14 protein-coding genes and 3 pseudogenes are annotated in these 17,951 nt (G+C 71.8%); 10 read left to right on the top strand and 7 right to left on the bottom strand.

The features are described 5' to 3' along the window. Window positions 1–557: 557 nt before the first annotated feature. Complete coding sequence (locus tag KS423_RS02545) at window positions 558–1,469, bottom strand: AraC family transcriptional regulator (RefSeq protein ID WP_224274350.1); 912 nt, start codon at window positions 1,467–1,469, stop codon at window positions 558–560. A 114-nt stretch (window positions 1,470–1,583) separates the two neighbouring features. On the opposite strand from KS423_RS02545, the gene KS423_RS02550 reads away from it, so the two are divergent. Next, complete coding sequence (locus KS423_RS02550; protein ID WP_224274352.1) at window positions 1,584–2,417, top strand: NAD(P)H-binding protein; 834 nt, start codon at window positions 1,584–1,586, stop codon at window positions 2,415–2,417. 652 nt (window positions 2,418–3,069) lie between these two features. On the opposite strand, the gene KS423_RS02560 is transcribed toward KS423_RS02550, so the two are convergent. Both KS423_RS02560 and KS423_RS02565 read right to left on the bottom strand, forming a co-directional pair. Next, a complete protein-coding gene (locus KS423_RS02560; RefSeq protein ID WP_224274354.1) occupies window positions 3,070–3,867 on the bottom strand; it encodes a hypothetical protein in 798 nt (265 codons plus the stop codon). Next, a complete protein-coding gene (locus tag KS423_RS02565; protein ID WP_224274356.1) occupies window positions 3,855–4,082 on the bottom strand; it encodes a hypothetical protein in 228 nt (75 codons plus the stop codon). The genes KS423_RS02560 and KS423_RS02565 overlap by 13 nt, the downstream gene beginning before the upstream one ends. 18 nt (window positions 4,083–4,100) lie before the next feature. On the opposite strand from KS423_RS02565, the gene KS423_RS02570 reads away from it, so the two are divergent. The 3 genes from KS423_RS02570 to KS423_RS02580 all read left to right on the top strand — a co-directional run bounded on the left by KS423_RS02570 (window position 4,101) and on the right by KS423_RS02580 (window position 8,931). Further along, window positions 4,101–4,358 carry a hypothetical protein gene (locus KS423_RS02570; RefSeq protein ID WP_224274358.1) on the top strand — a complete coding sequence of 86 codons (258 nt, stop codon included), beginning with the start codon at window positions 4,101–4,103 and terminating at the stop codon, window positions 4,356–4,358. 1,201 nt (window positions 4,359–5,559) lie between these two features. Continuing rightward, window positions 5,560–6,486, top strand: coding sequence for a site-specific integrase (locus KS423_RS02575; RefSeq protein WP_224274360.1), 927 nt, complete (start codon window positions 5,560–5,562; stop codon window positions 6,484–6,486). Window positions 6,487–6,774: 288 nt separating this feature from the next. Continuing rightward, window positions 6,775–8,931: a site-specific integrase gene (locus KS423_RS02580; protein WP_224274362.1), complete on the top strand. Its 2,157-nt coding sequence runs from the start codon at window positions 6,775–6,777 to the stop codon at window positions 8,929–8,931. A gap of 10 nt (window positions 8,932–8,941) precedes the next feature. On the opposite strand, the gene KS423_RS47885 is transcribed toward KS423_RS02580, so the two are convergent. Next, on the bottom strand, window positions 8,942–9,211 hold the full coding sequence (locus KS423_RS47885; RefSeq protein ID WP_308020125.1) for a hypothetical protein: 270 nt from the start codon (window positions 9,209–9,211) through the stop codon (window positions 8,942–8,944). A gap of 147 nt (window positions 9,212–9,358) precedes the next feature. After that, window positions 9,359–10,243 carry an alpha/beta fold hydrolase gene (locus KS423_RS02590; protein ID WP_224274364.1) on the bottom strand — a complete coding sequence of 295 codons (885 nt, stop codon included), beginning with the start codon at window positions 10,241–10,243 and terminating at the stop codon, window positions 9,359–9,361. Window positions 10,244–10,354: 111 nt separating this feature from the next. Here KS423_RS02590 and KS423_RS02595 point away from each other — a divergent pair, with 111 nt between their 5' ends. The 3 genes from KS423_RS02595 to KS423_RS02605 all read left to right on the top strand — a co-directional run bounded on the left by KS423_RS02595 (window position 10,355) and on the right by KS423_RS02605 (window position 15,201). Then, complete coding sequence (locus KS423_RS02595) at window positions 10,355–12,292, top strand: AfsR/SARP family transcriptional regulator (protein ID WP_224274366.1); 1,938 nt, start codon at window positions 10,355–10,357, stop codon at window positions 12,290–12,292. Between the two features lie 430 nt (window positions 12,293–12,722). Continuing rightward, complete coding sequence (gene ltrA, locus KS423_RS02600) at window positions 12,723–13,925, top strand: group II intron reverse transcriptase/maturase (RefSeq protein ID WP_224274373.1); 1,203 nt, start codon at window positions 12,723–12,725, stop codon at window positions 13,923–13,925. A 220-nt stretch (window positions 13,926–14,145) separates the two neighbouring features. Continuing rightward, window positions 14,146–15,201: an NAD(P)-dependent oxidoreductase gene (locus tag KS423_RS02605; protein WP_224274375.1), complete on the top strand. Its 1,056-nt coding sequence runs from the start codon at window positions 14,146–14,148 to the stop codon at window positions 15,199–15,201. Between the two features lie 2 nt (window positions 15,202–15,203). Here KS423_RS02605 and KS423_RS02610 read toward each other — a convergent pair. Then, window positions 15,204–15,473: pseudogene (locus KS423_RS02610) on the bottom strand (ATP-binding protein); the annotation flags it as partial. A gap of 1 nt (window position 15,474) precedes the next feature. Next, window positions 15,475–15,765 (bottom strand): annotated as a pseudogene (locus tag KS423_RS02615) (response regulator); the annotation flags it as partial. Between the two features lie 170 nt (window positions 15,766–15,935). On the opposite strand from KS423_RS02615, the pseudogene KS423_RS02620 reads away from it, so the two are divergent. The 3 genes and pseudogenes from KS423_RS02620 to KS423_RS02630 all read left to right on the top strand — a co-directional run. Continuing rightward, window positions 15,936–16,637: pseudogene (locus KS423_RS02620) on the top strand (glycosyltransferase family 2 protein); the annotation flags it as partial. Window positions 16,638–16,748: 111 nt separating this feature from the next. After that, window positions 16,749–17,276, top strand: coding sequence for a DUF2064 domain-containing protein (locus KS423_RS02625; RefSeq protein ID WP_374119892.1), 528 nt, complete (start codon window positions 16,749–16,751; stop codon window positions 17,274–17,276). After that, on the top strand, window positions 17,273–17,926 hold the full coding sequence (locus tag KS423_RS02630) for a class I SAM-dependent methyltransferase (protein ID WP_224274377.1): 654 nt from the start codon (window positions 17,273–17,275) through the stop codon (window positions 17,924–17,926). Before KS423_RS02625 ends, KS423_RS02630 begins: the two co-directional genes overlap by 4 nt. The last annotated feature ends 25 nt before the right edge of the window (window positions 17,927–17,951 follow it).

Here is a 17,951-nt window from a genome sequence, read left to right on the forward strand (position 1 = left end):
TCCGCCCCGCCGCCGCAGCCGGGAACCTCGCCCTGCTGGCCGTACGGGCCCGTACCACCACCAGCCCCTGACCCACCCCGGCCCCGCGCCGTGGCATGCCGGCCCGGCGGGCCTGTGGTCACCGTCGTCCGCAGAACAGGCGCGGTGCTTGGGCGGCCTCGGCGCAGCAGCCCGCCCCGCAGACCCCGGCCGAGTCGGCTGCCTCGGTCGCTTCGGTCGCTGCGTCCCGTCAGGCCGCCCGCGCGGAAGCCGCACCGGCTGTGGCCCGGCGTCCCGCCCTGTCGCTGGCGCGGTGTCGCGGGCGCGGAACACGGCGGCTTCCGAGGTGGTCCGGCGGACTGGGAGCCCGCTGTGGCGGCGAGGTTCCCGGTCGGTCCGCTTGCGGTGCTCGATGTCGCCCCGTCTGGGAAGGCCTTGGTGACCTTCCTCGCCGACGGCGAGTTGGCGCCGTCCGGTCGGACGCTCGCGGACGCGGTGGAGTGGGCGCTGGAGGGGTTGTCCAGCCAGCCCGACTTCCCGTGCACCGCACCCGTGGTGAGGCGACGCAGGGGTGCCCGTCAATCCGGCGTGGTGCGGTAGCGGCCCGGGGAGAGGCCGTGGTGGCGCTTGAAGGCGTGGGAGAAGGCGAACTCCGAGGCGTAGCCGACCCGGGCGGCGAGGGCGCTCAGGGGGAGGTCGGAGCCGCGGAGCAGGCGCGCGGCCAGCGCCATGCGCCACCAGGTGACGTATGCCAGCGGTGCCTGGCCGACCGTGGCGGTGAAGCGGCGGGCGAAGGCGGAGCGGGAGAGGCCGGCCCGGGCGGCCAGCGCCTCGACCGTCCAACTCCGGCCCGGTTCCTCGTGGACGGCCTGGAGGGCCTGGCTCAGCGAGGGGTCGGCGAGGGCGGCCGCCCAGCCGCGCTCGGGCCCTGCCGAAGGATGCTCGGACGACGCCCGCAGGATGAACAGCAGCAGCATGTCCAGCAGCGCCGGGACCACGGCCGCAGCGCCCGGGCGGGGCTTCTCCAGCTCCCCGGCCAGGAGTTCGACTGCCGAGCGGATCTCCGGGTGGTGGCCGGGGCCGGCAGGCAGGTGGAGGACGTCCGGGACGTCCCGCAGCAGCGGGTGGGCGCGGACCGGGTCGAGTTGGTAGGCGCCGCAGAGGGTCACGACGTCCGGCTCCGCTGCCCCGGTGGCCTCCGCCCCGTACGCCCCGACGCGCTGGTCGCAGACCGGCTCGGCGAGCGGGGTGCCGGGGTGGTCGGCCAGAGCGTGCCCGTGGCCTCTTGGGAGGAACAGCACGTCCCCGGCCGCGAGCCGCACCGGCTCGCCCTCGTCCGGGACCAGCCAGCAGGAGCCGTGCAGGACCACCTGGAAACCCGCCCCCGGCGCCCCCGGGAACCGCTGACCCCACGGCGCCCGCCACCCGACCCGAGCCGAGCGGGGCTCCCCCGTCCGCAGGGTCGCGACCACATCGCTCAGCACGTCCATCCGGACGACGATAGACGATCGCGCATCAACGGAGGACTTGCGAGCATTGGGCACCTCGGAGCCACCGCATACGTTCGACACATGACGGACAAGCGAACTGACGATGGGTCAACCGTGTTGGTGATCGGCGCCTCCGGAACGGTCGGACGCCATGTCACCCGGCAGCTCACGGAGGCCGGAACGCACGTACGGGCACTGACCCGGCAGGCGGACCGCGCGCGGCAGGAGGGGTTCCGCCAGGGGGACCTGCTCGATCCGGCATCCCTGCGCGCGGCCGCCCGCGGAGCCGGTGCGGCCTTCCTGACCTGGCCGTTCCCGACCACCGAGGGCGCGGCGGAGGCGGTGGCGGCACTGGCCGGGGAGGTCGGACGGGTGGTGTTCCTCTCCTCGGCCGCCGTCCGGGACGTACCGGGGGCGGGCCCGCAGTCGCCGGGGCGGCCGGACGGCGGGATCGAGGCACTGCTCGCCGACAGCGGGGTGCGGCACACCGTGCTGCGGCCGCACGGCTTCGCGGCCAACGCGCTGCGCTGGGCGGAGGAGATCCGCACCGGGGGCGTCGTCCGCGGCTACGGTGGTGCGGCCGGGCTCAGCCCGGTGGACGAGCGGGACATCGCCGCGGTCGCCGTCCGAGCCCTGGTCGAGGACGGCCACGACGGCGCCCGGTACGTCCTGACCGGCCCGGAGTCACCCACCCAGGCGGAACAGGTGCGGATCATCGGCGAGGCCGCCGGCCGCCTGCTGCGCTGGGAGGAAATCCCCCGCGAGGCCGCCCGGCAGCGCATGCTCACCACCGGCTGGCCCCCGGCGATCGCCGACGGCGCACTCGACTTCATCCACGCCCGCATCGCCGAGCCGGAGCCCGCCACCACGACGGTCCGGGACGTCACCGACCGCCCCGCCCGCAGCTTCCGCACCTGGGCCACCGACCACGCCGCCCTCTTCCGCTGACCACCCGCGCGGGAAGCCGGCCCCGGCCGGCACTTCCGGTCGCCGGCGCAATGGACCTTGCTGGTCAACCCGCCCCTGGAGCGCCCGAGCAAGGCTTCCTTCAGCCAAAGCCTGCGCCGACGCCGGGTACGTCGCCGTTCTTCCCTTTCCGGGCCGCCTGAGGCGTCCCGCCCGTCTTGTTCCTCTGGGCCAAGTCCACCTCGCCGCGCTTCGCGGCTTCCGCGATCAGGCCCTCCATCAGGCGGGCGGAGCCGGGCGTCGTATCTGGGGCGGGAGAGCGCGTGCTGCTCGACGCCCTTGCCTCGCTACCTGCCGATGACCGCGACCGGTTGCTCCGGAAGGAGGCTGCACTGGTCGACTGTCTCGACAGCCGAGACCTCGGCCGGCACTGACCCGAGTCCCCGCCCTTCGGCCGTCGTGCTCGGCGCCATCACCGTCCCCCGATGTGTGACCCTCCACGCCACCACGACCAGCGGTCAGGCGGCGTGGAGGACGCGCTTGCGCAGGGCGACCTCGTCGACGCCCAGAACGCGCGGCACCGCGTGCGCCCGATCCGGCAGGGCGCGAAACCAGTTTCCACTTGTCGCCGACAGTGGGCGCCCAGGAGGGCGCCGCGTCCTTCGCGGAGGACCGAGTCGGGAGGGGCGCCCCGTCAGGCGGGAACGTTCTTGATGACAGCGTCGGTCAGCGGCGAGAGCTGATCGGACAGCTTGTCGAGGTCTGCGGTCCGGCCGTCGGACCACTGGGCCGAACCGACGACCACGCCGTGCCCGTAGGCCGCGAAGCCCTGCACGCGGCCGCTGTCGGCCGGCAACCGGCGCAGACCCGAATCCGTGGGCGGGACATGGACGGCGACCTGGAAGGAGTCGGCGTGGGAGCCGAGAAAGCTCACCAGGTGCACGCCGTCGCCCTGGTCCGCCATGGTGAACAGCGCCACGTTGTACTGGTTGCCCTCGGCGTCCTTGTACAGCGCCAGGTCGACTCCGAGACAGCCGTGGCCCTGTGTGATCAACCCGGCGAGGGTCGGCGCCACGGTGTCCGGGCCGGTGCAGTTCGAGCGCGCCACGCCCGCCACCAGCGTGTACCCCTGGACCTGCGCCGGAAAGACGGACAGCGGCATCGCCGAGACCGGAGCGCCGGATGCCGCCGACGAAGCACCGATCGACGGCGTCGCCACCTGCGGCGAGCGATCGGACGATGCCGGCGCAGCCAGCGCGGGCGGTGCGGCCGGTGCAGGGCTCGACGGCCGGAGCAGGTACGCCCCCGCGCCCGCTGCCACCAGCAGCGCAGCGGCCACCGAAAGCAGCAGCCGACGTCGCGCGCTTCGTCGTACGGGCCGGCGCGCCTGTTCGGCGACACTCGGCTCCCGTACCGCGTTGTTCTTCTCAAACTCCTTGACGAACTCTTCCCACAGGTCGTCACCGGATCCACGCATGCTCACAGCTTCCACACCTTAATGATCACCGCCACCGCTGGGAAGCCGCGCCCCGTGCCGTCGCTGGTGCTGGTCCTGCCGAACCGGATGGTGCGTGGCTGCGCCAGGCGCAGGGCGCCAGTCTCGTTCCCACCACCGTCCAGGTCCCGGCCGGGCCGGCCCCCGCTCCGGCCGAGGCCGCGCCCGTGCGCGCGGCCGCCGTTGTGGAACCCGCTCAGACTCCGGTTCACGCTGCTCCGGTCGTTCCGGTGCCAGCGGCGCCGGCGGCGTTCGGCGGCTGGTGGTCTCTGACCGGATGGACCGTCAACCCTGACGTCTACCTCGTCCTCGGCGAGGGCCACCAGGTCGGCTGGGTCGAGCGCGGCCTGACCGGCATTGGCGATCAGTGGGTGGCGGTGTACGAGGGGTACGTCATCGGTGACCCGACCACCCAGGAGGCGGCCCTGCATGACACCCCGGAGCAGGCCCCCCGGACAGTCCGGCTCGCCTATCTGCAGAACCTGTGACCGGCGGGACCCGGCTACGACGGCAGGCCGTCGGCGTCGGCCCGGAGTTCGGCGTAGGCGTTCAGGCGTTCGTCGTCCTCCGGCCGCGATAGCCGTTGTCGCTCGGTCAGCCGGCCGCTTCGACGTACGACGCCAGATTGGCCAGCGAGGAGGCGATCCCAGCCTCGTGGATCGCTTGGTCGACAAAGATCAAGCGTACGTCCAGCAGCTCGGGCATCGTCCCAGTTCAGAGGAGGTGGAGAGGATGTAACCGGGCGTCAAGCTCAGGGCAGCCAGCCGGTGTGAGTCCGGTCCGGGGAGACGCCAGGGTCCTCGGTAGCTGACTCCCGGCGTTCGTCGAGAGGCGGGCGTCGAAGTGGAGTGACAAGCGTCCTTCGGGGGCGTGCGACCGGCCAGTCCGCAACATGAAGTGAAGCCTGCAGCGTCGTGATTTAAGCCCGTCGAGAGGCGGGGCCAAGGAGGAGCCGAGCCTGTGCTTGAAGGGCGAAGGCCATGGAAGGCGTCCCAGATCCTGGAGCGGGCGCTCAAGAACCTCCCGGCGTAAGGGGCGTGGAATGGTCGGAGGGTTGTCCTGGGAACTGGAGAGGGCCTCCTCCGCCCCGGGTATTGCGGACCGGGAGTGTGGCTCGCCTATAACCGGCGGAACCGGGAAGTGGCGGGCTGCCGAGAGGCGGCCGGAGGGGGTCGTAGTAGTGCCGATCGGCGGGACAACACAACCCGTCAGGAGCGAAGGGCCCCTGCTTCATCGATGCGTGACACGAACAAGGAGGGGCCCGGGTGAGTGCCGGAATGGCTGTGTCCGCCCGCCGGGAGGACACATGCCGCGGTGAGCGGCGTCCTCTGGACAAGGTCCGAGCCTTGCACAGTTATCTGCACCATCTCTGCTCGTTGATCTCAGTGACGGTCCCCGAGATCAACGAGGAGAGTGAAAAGTGGATCTTCGACACGAACTCATGGAGGGGCGGGCGGATATCCCCCGTGTCGGGGCGGTGTTCCCGGCTCGGGGCGTCCATCCTCCGTACGTCGTCGTCAACGGGTACGACGACGAGATCGAGCCGATCACCGCGTACCTGCGTGACTTGGCGTTGAACGACAGCAGTCCGCTGACGGTCCGCAGTTACGGGTATGGGCTGCTGCGCTGGTTCCGGCTGCTGTGGCTTCTCGGGGTGGTCTGGGAAAGGCGACCGAGGCGGAGACGGCGGTGTTGGCCGGGTGGCTGCGGACGGCGTCGAACCCGCAGCGCCAGCGCAAGACGGTCACCAACCCGGTGCCGGGCTCGGTGAACCTGCGGACGGGCAAGCCGGTGCTGAGGGCTGGGTACGCGCCGCGGACGATCAACCATGCGCTGTCGGTGGTGAGCGGGTTCTACGAGTTCCACGCCCACCAGGGCAACGGGCCGGTCACCAACCCGGTGCCGGTCTCTCCGCAGCGACGCCGGGCGCTGGCCCACCGCAGCCCGCTGGAGCCCAAGCCGGTGCTGGGCCGGGCCCGGCTGAGGCAGAAGGTCCCCGACCGTCCGCCGCGGTCGATCCCGGACCGTCTGTGGGATGAGCTGTTCGAGCGGATGGGGTGCCAGCGTGACCGCGCCCTGCTGGAGTTCTACGTCTCCAGCGGCGCCCGCGCCGAGGAACTCCTGGGTATCGGCATCGGGGACGTCGACTGGTCGGGCCAGGGGATCTATGTGATCTCCAAAGGGACGCGAGAGAGGCAGGCAGTTCCGGCCTCGCCGCAGGCGTTCCTGCGCCTGGCCTGCTACCTCGACGAGATCGGCACCGCGGCGGCGGACGAGCCGCTGTGGCGGACCCGTCGCGGCGCGGACCGGCCCATGTCCTACTGGGCGATGCGGCGGGTCATCCAGCGGGCCAACGAGGCACCGGGCACCAACTGGACCCTGCACGACCTGCGGCACACCGCGGCGAGCCGGATGGCGAACGGCGGCAAGCTGACCCTGCCGGAGGTGCAGGCGGTCTTGCGTCACGCCAACATCCAGACCACCAGCCGCTATCTCGCGGTACGGGTCGAGGAGATCTTCGACAAGCTCACCGAGCACTACAACTCCCCGCGTGTTGAACGTAGTTACCCGTCCGGCTACAACGCCGACGACATCGCGGCGGTGTTCGGTGCCTGAGACGCAGCTTCGCACCACCGGTCAAAGCCGCCGCCACGGTCCAGTCGTGGAGGGGCTCCAGTTCGCCAGCCGTTTCGTCGGGGGCCGATCACGCCGGAGCCTGCCGTTGCGGCCAGCCTGCCCCGGCCCCACGGCGAGTTCGCCACCGCTTCGGTCTCGCTGTTGTCGCAGGTGGCCGGCTCCTCCTCGATCTGGCCCGGCACACAGCGCGCAACCCGCCTGAACTGGAAGAATTCAACCCGCGCGCTGCTCGAATACCTCCTCACCTTCCCAGGGGAGACATGGCAGGTGAGATGGGACGCCAGTCCGCTCGGCCAGGGCCAGATCGCCGCCGATGAGGTGGGGTCCCGTCGGACAACGGGCACCAGCGTCATCCCCGGAGTCCGAGCTCTGTACTGCCTGCGCGTCATCCAGCCGACGCCACTCGCCTTCCGGCGTAACCCTCTGCCCAACTACGGGGTGATGTTCATCGCCGCTCAGGAGGACCCGCTCCTGGACAAGTACGTGGCGGAGGTACGCGCCCACCAGTTCCGCCAAGTGCACCGCCGCGACGCGATCAACGAGTTGTGCATGCTGCTGACCGTCCAGGGCGTCACCCTGAGCGATGTCACTCCCGCCGCGTTGCTGCACTTCACCCACGAGAATCGGCAGGCACGTTGCATCCTGCAACCGGGCAGCCAGGTGTCCAACCGGCTGATCGGCCGAGGCGTCTGGAACGTTCTGCATTCCATGGGGCACTTCCCGCCGTCCACACCGGAGAGCATGCGGGCCGCCCTGCTGCGTGGACAGCTCAGCGTCGAGGAACTCGTCGACCAGTACGAGATCACCAACCAGGCCGTTCGCGGACTGCTCATCGACTACCTCACCCGACGCAAGGCCGACACCGACTACTCCACCCTGAAGGACCTCGCCTGCAAGCTCACCCGCCACTTCTGGAAGAACATCGAGAGGATCAACCCCGACCAGGAGGAACTGCGCATCTCACCGGAGACCTACGCGACCTGGCGCCAGGCGATCACCGTCAAGGACGACGGCAAACCCCGCGTCGGCCAGGACAGCATCGTCATCGCGCTCCGCTCCTTCTACTACGACCTACACACCTGGGCCGCCGACGAACCTGAGCGCTGGGCGGCATGGGTCGCACCCTGTCCGGTCCCGCCCAGCGAACTACGCGGGCTCGGGGTTCGTCGCCGGCGCATCAACGAACGCTCCGCCGACCGCACCCGCCAGCGTCAGCCCCTCCTTCCCCTGCTGGTGAACCACGTCGAAACCCGCTACGACCGCGCCCGCCTGCTCCTGGAGCAGGCCGACAAGTCGGCCGAAGGGGAGGTGTTCACTCACGAGGGGAGCGAGTACCGGCGGATCCGCACCGAAGCCGACCGCAAGTTCCTTCGCCATGGAGATGCCGTCCCCACCCGCGTCCAGGAAGTCGACAGCGGTCGGATCGTCCACATCGGCACCGAGGAAGAAGGCGCCTTCTGGGAATGGGCGGCCGTCGAGACCCTGCGCCATTCCGGCGTGCGCATCGAGGAGCTCTGTGAACTGACCCACCTGAGCATTCGCCAGTACCAGCGGGCGAACGGCGAGGTCATCGCGCTGCTGGTGATCGCGCCATCGAAGACTGACCGCGAGCGTGTCATCCCGATGTCCGCCGAGCTCTTCCACGTCATCGCCTCGATCATCCGCCGTCACACCCGCACCGGCCGTCCGATCCCTCTCGTCAGCCGGTTCGACTATCACGACAAGGTGTGGAGTCCCCCGATGCCGTTCCTCTTCCAGCGGCAGAACGGCACTACCCCCATGGTGTTCAGCACCGCGACCATCCAGGTCATGCTCGGCCGGATCTGCGAGCAACTGGCCAAGAATCACCGGGAGTTCCGCGGGCTGAAGTTCACCCCGCACGACTTCCGAAGGATCTTCGCCACCGAGCTGGTCAACAGCGGCCTGCCCATCCACATCGGCGCGGCTTTGCTCGGCCATCTTGACGTCCAGACCACCCGTGGCTACGTCGCGGTCTTCGACGAGGACATCGTCCGCCACTACCAGGAGTTTCTCCACCACCGCCGTGAGGTCCGGCCGGAGGGTGAGTACCGCGACACGACGGAGCGGGAATGGGAGGAGTTCGAGGAGCATTTCGACCGCCGCAAGGTCGAGCTTGGCTCCTGCGGACGCCCCTACGGCACCCCCTGCCAGCACGAACACGCCTGCATCCGCTGCCCGATGCTCCACATCAACCCGAAGATGCTTGGCCGCCTCGAAGAACTCGAAACCGACCTCCTCGCCCGCCTACGGCGGGCCCAGGACGAGAACTGGCTCGGCGAGGTCGAAGGCATCAACCTCACGCTCACCTTCCTGCGCGCCAAGCGCGAGGAAACGCAACGCCGAACCCGACGCCCCGCCGTCGACCTCGGCATCCCGACAGCCCGAAGGAAGGAGGACCACTGACGGACAGCAGCTATCCACGCCGGGCGATCGTGATGATCTCCCGGCTGGAAGCAGTGATCGGCTCCCGGTTCCAGTCGCCGTACTGCGCCTCGACCTCAAACCCCGCATCAGCCAGGAACCTGCCGAGCGCCGGCTCTCCCCGCTCAAGGACCGGCACATCAACTTCCTGGGCCGCTACCTGTTCAACATCACCGCCAGCGGCCCCGGCCAGGGCCTGCGGCCCTTCCGCGACCCCGACGCCGCCGAGGACGACGAGGAAGAGGACTGACCGCCGGCGCACCCGGGACGTTAGGCCGTTCGTTGTACCTCGTGCCGGCCGGGCGGCACCGCCTGTGTATCCAGCGCAGGAAGAGAACGCTGATCTCCGAAAACCTTGGACTCGCCGACCGATTGTGGCCCACCAGCCGGTGAGTCGAGAGCATGGGACTCAGCGGACCAGCAGGTCCTGGATGGCCGCCGCGATCTCGTCGGGTGCCTCCTCGGCCATGAAGTGGCCTGCTCGGGTCAGCCGGTGGTCCAGGTCCGGCGCCCACGCCTTCCACACCGCGGCAGCGTCGTAGCCCAGCTGTGCGCCCCAGTCCTGCTGGATGACCGTCACGGGCATGGCCAGCTGCGACCCGGCGTCCAGGTCCGCCTGGTCGTGCGTGACGTCGATGCCCGCCGAGGCCCGGTAGTCCGCAACGATGGACGTCACTGCCGCGGCGCTCGCGCTCAGGTATTCGGCACGCACGTCTTCGGGCATGGTTGTCGGGTCGTTGGCCCAGGCGTTGAGGAACGAGCCGAAGAACGCGTCCGCACTGCCTGCGATCATCGCCTCCGGCAGGCCCGGCGGCTGCGCCATCAGGAAGAGGTGGTAGCCGACCGCCGCCGAGGCGCCGCGCAGGACGTTCCACATGTCGAGCGTCGGCACGATGTCGAGGATGCCCAGGTGCGTGATGGTCTCGGGGTGGTCCAACCCCGCCCGGAAGGCGACCAGGGCGCCCCGGTCGTGGCCGACGAGGGCGAAGCGCTCGTGGCCGAGGGCCGCCGCCAGGGTCACGACGTCGGCGGCCATGGTGCGCTTGGCGTACACATCGGGGCCGGTGGCCGCCGGCTTGTCGCTGGCGCCGTAGCCCCGCAGGTCAGGACAGATCACCGTGTGCTCGTCGGCGAGCCGCTCGGCGACGTGCCGCCACATCAGGTGGGTCTGCGGGAAGCCGTGCAACAGCACGACCGGACTGCCGCTGCCGCTACCGCCGACAGCGGCGGCCAGCTCCACACCGTCCGCGCCGGGCAGGCGGACGTGGTCGAAGCCGGGAATCGTGGGGGTCATGGAAGGCCGTCCTTTCGGGTCGGGGACCGATCGGATCAGCCTGAGCGACGGCGATCAGCAGCCGATCAGTACGGCTGGGCGCAGCCCGCCCCCGTCACAGACACTGGGCGCATGCGAATCGACGTGCTCGGTGCTGTGCGGGCCCTCCGCGACGACGGCAGCCCGGTCGACCTGGGCGGACCCCGTCATCGCGAGGTACTCGCCCGGCTCGTCGCCGCCGAGGGGCGGATGGTCACCACCGACACCCTGGTCGACGACCTGTGGACCGATCCGCCGGTCCGCGCCGTGGGCGCTCTGCGTACGTTCGTCGCCGCGCTGCGCCGCGCCCTCGAACCCGAACGGCCGCCCCGCGATCCGCCGCGTGTCATCGTCACCGAAGGTCCCGGCTACGCACTGCGCCTGCCGCGTGATGAGGTGGACGTCCACCGGTTCCAGGACACCCTGGCCCGTGCCCGGCGCCACCCCGACGCGGTGACCGACCTCGGCGCGGCACTCGCGGCCTGGCGCGGACCCGCGTACGCCGATGTGCCCGGCTCCGCATGGGCGCAGCGCGAGCGGATCCGGCTGGAGGAACTGCGGTTGGAGGGCGTGGAGTTGCGTGCCCGCCTCCTCCTCGGCTCCGGGGAAGGGGCCGATCTCGTCGCCGGGCTGGGTGCTCATGTCGCCGACCATCCGTGGCGCGAGCCGGCCTGGGGGCTGCTCGCCCGCGCGCAGTACCATGCGGGCCGCCGGGCCGACGCGCTGGCCACCCTCCGCCGCGCCCGCGCGATGCTCGTCGACCAACTCGGACTGGACCCCGGTGCCGACCTGCAACGCCTGGAGATGGAGATCCTCGGCGGGTCCGTGCCGCTCGAAGGCGCACGTACTGCGTGGGCCGGCCCTGGTGTCCGGCTCGGTCCGCGCACCACCGTGGATCTGGCCCGCACCCTCGCCCTGGCGGGTGGCGACGCCCTCGTCCACTCGCGGCGCGACCGTCTCGCCGCCGTCCAGGCCGCGGAACGCACAGGAGACCTCTCCCTGACCGCGCGGATCATCGGTGCCTACGACGTGCCCGCCCTCTGGAGCCGGGCCGACGACCCCGAACAGTCCCGCGCCGTCGTCGCGGCCGCCGAGCGCACCATCACCGCGCTCGGCCCCGACGGCCCCGCCGACCTCTCCGCCCGCCTGCTGGCCACGATCGCCGTCGAGAGCCGCAGCGCCGATCTGTCCGGGACCGAGCCGGGGCGCGCGCGGCAGGCGGCGCGGCGGGCCGAGGCGCTGGCACGGGACCTGGCCGATCCCGCCCTGCTCGCCTTCGCCCTCAACGGGGTGTTCCTGCAGTCCTTCACCCGCCCCGGGCTCGCGGCGGTACGGGACAGGACCGGCGCCGAGATCCTCGACCTGGCCACCCGGCACGCGTTGCCGAACTTCGCCGTACTCGGCCGGCTCATCCGCCTGCAGTCCGCCTCCGCCCTCGGCGACCTCGACACCGCAACCTCCCACGCCGAGGCCGCCGAACAGCTCGCCGCCACCATCGAGGCGCCCCTCGTCCCCGTCCTCACCGGGTGGTTCCGGGCCCGGGTCACAGCCGCCCGCAGCACCGAACCCGGCGGACCGACCGCCGCCACGGCCGCGGCGCACTACCGCGCTGCCGAGAACGCCCTCCGGACTGCCGGAATGCCCGGGCTGCACCGCGGCCTCTTCCCGCTCGCCCTGCTGGGGCTGCGCCTGCTGCACGACCGGCCCGCGCCCACCGACCCGCACCTCGACTGGGGTCCGTACCGGCCTTGGGCACGACCCCTCGTACTGCTCGCCCAGGACCGGACCGAGGAGGCCCGTGCCGCCCTCGCCACGGTGCCCGAACCACCGCGTGACCACATGCAGGAGGCCATGTGGTGCCTGACCGTCCGCGCCGCCGTACGCCTCGGCGCGCCCGGAATCGCCGCACGCGCCCAGGCTGCCCTGCGCGATGCCTGTGCCGAACACGCCGGCGCCACCAGCGGAATGGTGACCCTGGGCCCGGTGGCACGGTATCTGGCAGAGGCGGAGGCATGCGCCGGAGCGGGGTAAGCGACCCCGGAACGGAGACGACCAGTGATCCCCATGCCGCCCCACCGTTGGAAGGACCCCGGTGTCCTCGGCGCCACCGGACCCGGAGAACACGGACCCTTCGGCCGCTGGCCCAAACCCGAAGCAGGCGAGACTGCACCCGAGCCCAGCACGCCCGAGCCCCGGCAGGAGTAGGGGAATCACAGCAAGATCAATCTCACCGGGATTTCCTGTACCTCAACTATTCACACCCGTAATCACGCAGTGCGGCGTGAGTTCGGTGCCACCTGGCACACTCCCCAGCCCCCTCATCAACGGAGCATCCCCTGCCCAACCACATACCCTTCCTCACCCTTTCGAGTGAAGTGCAGAGAAGCAGTGGACGCTCTACCGCTGTGCCAAGCAAGAACCCGAGCGCCGGTTCCATGCCCTGTATGGCCACGTCCTCCGCATGGACGTCTTGTGGCGGGCATGGTCCAGCGTGAGCACGAACCGGGGCGCCCCCGGGGTGGACGGCGTGAGCGTCGACCAGGTGGCGGCCTCGGGGGTGGATGAGTTCCTCCAGGACCTGTCGGATCGACTGCGGACGCATACGTATCGTCCGTCGGTGCTGCGGCGGGTCCAGATCCCGAAACCGGGGCGGCCGGGGGAGTTGCGGCCGCTGTCGATCCCCACTGCGGCCGACCGGGTGGTGATGACGGCCGCGAAACTGGTCCTCGAACCGGTCTTCGAGGCCCGGTTCACCGAGGCGAGCTACGGTTTCCGGCCCAAGCGGTCCGCGATCGACGCGTGTGAGGCTGTGCGCGTCGCGGCGAACCAGGGACGGGAGTGGGTGTTCGAGGCCGATATCCGGGACTGCTTCGGGACGATCGGACATGATGCCCTTGTCGCTCAGGTGGAGCGGCGCGTGGCGGACCGGTCGATGCTGAAACTGATCCGGGCATGGCTGCGGATGGGAGTACTGGAGGGCGGGGTGACCTCCCCGACTGGGGCGGGAACCCCGCAGGGCTCACCGATCTCCCCGCTGCTGGCCAACATCGCCTTGCACGTCCTCGACGAGGCGTGGCAGGACGAGGGACGCCGGCTGGGGGTGCTGGTGCGCCACTGCGATGACTTCGTGGTCCTGTCGCCGACCAGACAGCGCGCCGAACAGGCGCGCGAGCTGGCCGCGCGGGTGCTGGGCAGACTCGGGATGCGGCTGCATCCGGAGAAGTCCGGCATCGTCTGCCTCACGCGGGGCGGGCAGGGTTTCGAGTTCCTCGGATTCCACCACCGGAAGGTGGAGTCGTGGAGATGGCGGGGCAGGTTCTACCTGCAACGCTGGCCCCCGCCACGGGCGTTGGGGGTTCTGCGGGACAAGATTCGCGCGGCCACCTCAAGGTCCCGGAGCGAGCGGCCGGTGGCCGCTGTGGTCGCCGATCTCAACCCGGTCCTGCGGGGCTGGGCAGCGTACTTCCGAAACGGCAACAGCGGGCGGAAGTTCAATGAGGTCGACGGCTATGTCCACGAGCGGCTGGCGATCTTCGCCAGCCGGAAACACGGCCTGCGGGGCCGGAACTGGACCAGCCGTTTCACCTACGGGTGGATCAGTCGGCTCGGGGTCTACCGCCTGACCGGGAACGTGCGCTGGGCGACGGCGCATGCCAGCTGGTGAACGATGTCGGAAAGCCGTGTGCGGGAGAACCGCATGCACGGTTCGAAGCGGCGGGGACTGGAAACGGAGCATCAGCCACCGCGCCAGTCCCCGACCCTACTCAGTGGCTCAGCGCTCCTGACCCAGCTCGGATTCGGTCAACGCGCCGAGTTTTACCGGGACGTGACACGATGCCTGCTTGGGCCGGTCGTTCCGGCGTCCGCCGGTAGGGTCGCCGATTATGAGGATTCTGGTCACCGGCGGTGCCGGGTTCATTGGGTCGGCGGTCGTACTGGCCCTAGCGACGGCGGGCCACGAGGTCCGCGTTCTGGACGCACTGCTGCCCGCCGTCCACCCCTCCGGAGTGATGCCCAGCCTGCCGGACGACGTGGAGCTGCGGCACGGCGACGTGCGGGATGCGGTGGTGGTTGAGCAGGCACTGGCCGGTGTGGACGCGGTCTGCCACCAGGCGGCGATGGTGGGCCTGGGGCTGGACCTCGACGACGCGCCCGCCTATGCCGGCTGCAACGACCTCGGCACAGCGGTCCTGCTCTCCGCGATGGCGCGTTCGCACGTGCGGGACCTGGTGCTCGCCGGGTCCATGGTGGTCTACGGGGAGGGCCGGTACCGGTGTCCGGTGCACGGGGACGTCTCGCCCGGTCCGCGGCATCCGGACAACCTGGACGCCGGCCTGTTCGAGCCGCCGTGCCCGCGGTGCGGCGCTGAACTGAGCCCCGGGCTGGTGGCAGAAGACGCCCCGGTCGACCCGCGCAACGTGTACGCGGCCACCAAGCTGGCCCAGGAGCACCTGGCCTCCGCCTGGGCCCGCGCCTGCGGGGGACGCGTACTGACGCTCCGTTACCACAACGTCTACGGGCCGGGCATGCCACGCGACACGCCGTACGCTGGGGTCGCTTCCCTGTTCCGCTCGGCCCTGGCCCGAGGCAAGGCACCGCGGGTGTTCGAGGACGGCGGTCAGCGCCGGGACTTCGTCCACGTCCAGGACGTGGCCGATGCCAACGTCGCCGCGCTCGCTGCCGTTGGCGGCCGGCCCCCAGGCAGCGCCCGGGCGTACAACGTGGGCAGCGGCGAGGTCCGGACGATCGGCGAGATGGCCTCGGCGCTCGCCGCTGCCCACGGGGGGCCGATGCCGGTAGTGACGGGCGAGTACCGGCTCGGCGACGTCCGGCACATCACCGCGGACTCCTCGCGGCTGCTTGCGGAACTCGCTTGGCGGGCCCGGGTGGCCTTCACGGACGGCATGAGGGAGTTCGCGGCGGCACCGCAACGTGCCTGACGTCAGCTTCGGGCAGCGGGAAGGACGATCTCGAAGCAGCAGCCCCCGGCGGTGTTGTGCACCCGGGCCCGACCGGCATGGGCCTCGACGATGCCGCGGACGATGGAGAGCCCAAGTCCGGCACCGCCCCCGCCCGGTTCCTGGGGGCTTCCGGGGTCGGCCGGGCGAGGAGTGCGGGCGGTGCTGCCACGCCACCCCGTCTCGAACGCCCGAGGCAGGTCCTGTTCCGGGATGCCGCCGCAGCCGTCGGTGACCGAGAGCACCAGCTCGTCCCCCCTTGGCGGTGAGCATGACGACCGGCAGGTCGGCACCGCCCTCGGCGGGCCGCAGCCTGCGCAGGATCTCCAGGCCGTCGATCCCGGGGAGCATGAGGTCCGGAACCAGCAGGTCCGGGCGGTGGGCGGGGGCCAGGGCGAACCCCTGCGGGCCGTCGGCGGCCCGGTCGACGCGGTGACCCGCCCGAGTGAGGTAGCCGGCCACGACCTCGGCCACGGTCGGGTCGTCACCGATCACCAGGACGCGGCAGGACGACGGTGATCCCCCTGTGGTGGGGCGGTCGTTCACCTTGCCGAGGATACGACCCCCCGGCCACGGCGGGGTCGCCCACCGGGACCGGCGTCCGCGTTCCGTGAGATCCCCGAGATCCCCCGAACGGGCCCCGCCGGACAGACGTGGCACTTCCACAAGGGCGCGGTTCGGTCCCGACGGGACCGCCCGCGGTTAGCGTGACCGGCGTGACTTCTCCCCTCCCTCCCCCACCGGTCGCCGATGTGGTCCTGCCCTGCCTGGACGAATCCGGGGCCCTGCCGTGGGTGCTCGGACGCATCCCTCCCGGCTGGCGGGCGATCGTCGTGGACAACGGCTCCCGGGACGGCTCCGCCGAGCTCGCCCGCTCCCTCGGCGCGACCGTGGTCGAGGAACCGAGGCGCGGCTTTGGCGCCGCCTGCCACACCGGGCTGCGCGCCGCCACCGCCGACCTGGTCTGCTTCCTCGACTGCGACGGCTCGCTCGATCCCGCCCAACTCCCCCGGGTCGTCGCACCGGTGCTGGACGGTGCGGCCGACCTGGTGCTCGGCCGCCGCCGGCCGGCCACCGCCGGTGCCTGGCCGGTGCACGCCCGCCTCGCCAACGCCGTCCTCGCCCGACGGCTGCGGGCCCGCACCGGCGCCCCGCTGCACGACCTCGGTCCGATGCGGGCCGCCCGCCGGGAGCAGCTGCTGGCCCTGGGCCTCGGCGACCGACGCTCCGGCTACCCGCTGGAGATGGTCCTCGCAGCCTCGGCCGCCGGGCTGCGGATCGCCGAGACCCCCGTCGACTACCTGCCACGCGCGGGCCGGTCCAAGGTCACCGGCACCGTGCGCGGCACCCGCCAGGCCGTTCGCGACATGCGGGTGGTGCTGGCGGCACCGCCTCCCACGCTGCTGGTGATCGCCAAGGCGCCCGTCCCCGGCCGGGTGAAGACCCGCCTCACTCCGCCCTGCACCCCACCCCAAGCAGCAGCCCTCGCTGAGGCCGCGCTCGCCGACACCCTGCACACCCTGGCCACGATGCCCGCCGGACGTCGCCTGCTGGTCCTGGACGGCGAACCCGGCGGCTGGCTACCAGCGGGCTGGGAGGTCGTCCCGCAGCGCGGCGGCGGCCTGGACCGACGGCTGGCCGGCGCCTTCGCGCACGCGGCCCGGCTGGCCCCGGAGGCGCCCGCGCTGCTGGTCGGCATGGACACCCCGCAGCTGGACGCCGCCACACTGGCCGAGCCGCTGTCCGCCACCCGGCGACCGGGCGTGGACGCCTGGTACGGCCCGGCGACTGACGGCGGGTTCTGGGCGCTGGGCCTGGCCCGGCCGACCGCGCAGCTGGCCGCCGAGCTCCTGCACGACGTGCCGATGTCCACCCCGGGCACGGGCGCGACGCTCCTGCGCCGCATGGCGCAAGCCCGCCTGACCGTCCATCATCTGCCCGTACTGACGGACGTGGACACCGTCGACGACGCCTGGCAGGTGGCCGCCGAGGCACCGGGAACCCGCTTCGCCGCCCGGCTGCGAACTGTCAAGGCGGCTCCGGAGGTGGCGAGTTGACGGTCGCCTCACCCTGGGTGGACGACCCCTTCGCCGAAGCCGTCCGCACCGGTCGCGGCCCGCTGTGGCTGCGCCGCGAGGACGGCCGGCGGCTGCACCTGGACATCGAGCGCTGGTGCGCACCGGCGGCCGGCGCCGACCACAGCCTGCTGCTGCGCTGCGCCGACCTGGCCGCACCCGTCCTCGACCTCGGCTGCGGGCCCGGCCGACTGGTGGCCGCGCTGCTCGCCCTCGGCGTGCCGGTGCTCGGGGTGGATGTGACCAGGGCCGCGGTGGCCCGCACGGTCGGCCTCGGCGGCCCGGCGCTCTGCCGCTCCGTCTTCGACCGCCTGCCCGCCGAGGGCCGTTGGGGTGCCGCGTTGCTCGCGGACGGCAACCTCGGCATTGGCGGCGACCCGGACGTCTTGCTCCGTCGGGGCGCCGAACTCGTCACCCCGGAAGGGCTGCTGCTGGTCGAGGTGGAGCCGGAGGAGGTGGACGAGCGCGCCGTCGTCCGGGTGGAGGGGCCGGACGGACGGCTCGGCCCGGCCTTCCCGTGGGCCCGCCTCGGTGCAGTCGCCACCTTGCGGCGGGCCCGCGCCGCGGGCCTCGCCGAGGCCGAGCGCTGGACCTCGCACGGCCGCCGCTTCCTCGCGCTGCGCAAGGGATGAGCCGTCGGCCGCCCCAGGGCGTCCC

Source organism: Streptomyces sp. LS1784 (genome assembly GCF_020103755.1).
In the GTDB taxonomy this organism is placed as follows: Bacteria; Actinomycetota; Actinomycetes; order Streptomycetales; family Streptomycetaceae; genus Kitasatospora.

Bases quoted from the DNA above. Each gene is read 5' to 3' on its own strand.
- KS423_RS02605 (WP_224274375.1), top strand. From the start codon at position 14,146: ATGAGGATTCTGGTCACCGGCGGTGCCGGGTTCATTGGGTCGGCGGTC.
- KS423_RS02595 (WP_224274366.1), top strand. From the start codon at position 10,355: ATGCGAATCGACGTGCTCGGTGCTGTGCGGGCCCTCCGCGACGACGGC.
- ltrA (WP_224274373.1), top strand. From the start codon at position 12,723: ATGGACGTCTTGTGGCGGGCATGGTCCAGCGTGAGCACGAACCGGGGC.
- KS423_RS02590 (WP_224274364.1), bottom strand. From the start codon at position 10,243: ATGACCCCCACGATTCCCGGCTTCGACCACGTCCGCCTGCCCGGCGCG.
- KS423_RS02625 (WP_374119892.1), top strand. From the start codon at position 16,749: ATGCCCGCCGGACGTCGCCTGCTGGTCCTGGACGGCGAACCCGGCGGC.
- KS423_RS02545 (WP_224274350.1), bottom strand. From the start codon at position 1,469: ATGGACGTGCTGAGCGATGTGGTCGCGACCCTGCGGACGGGGGAGCCC.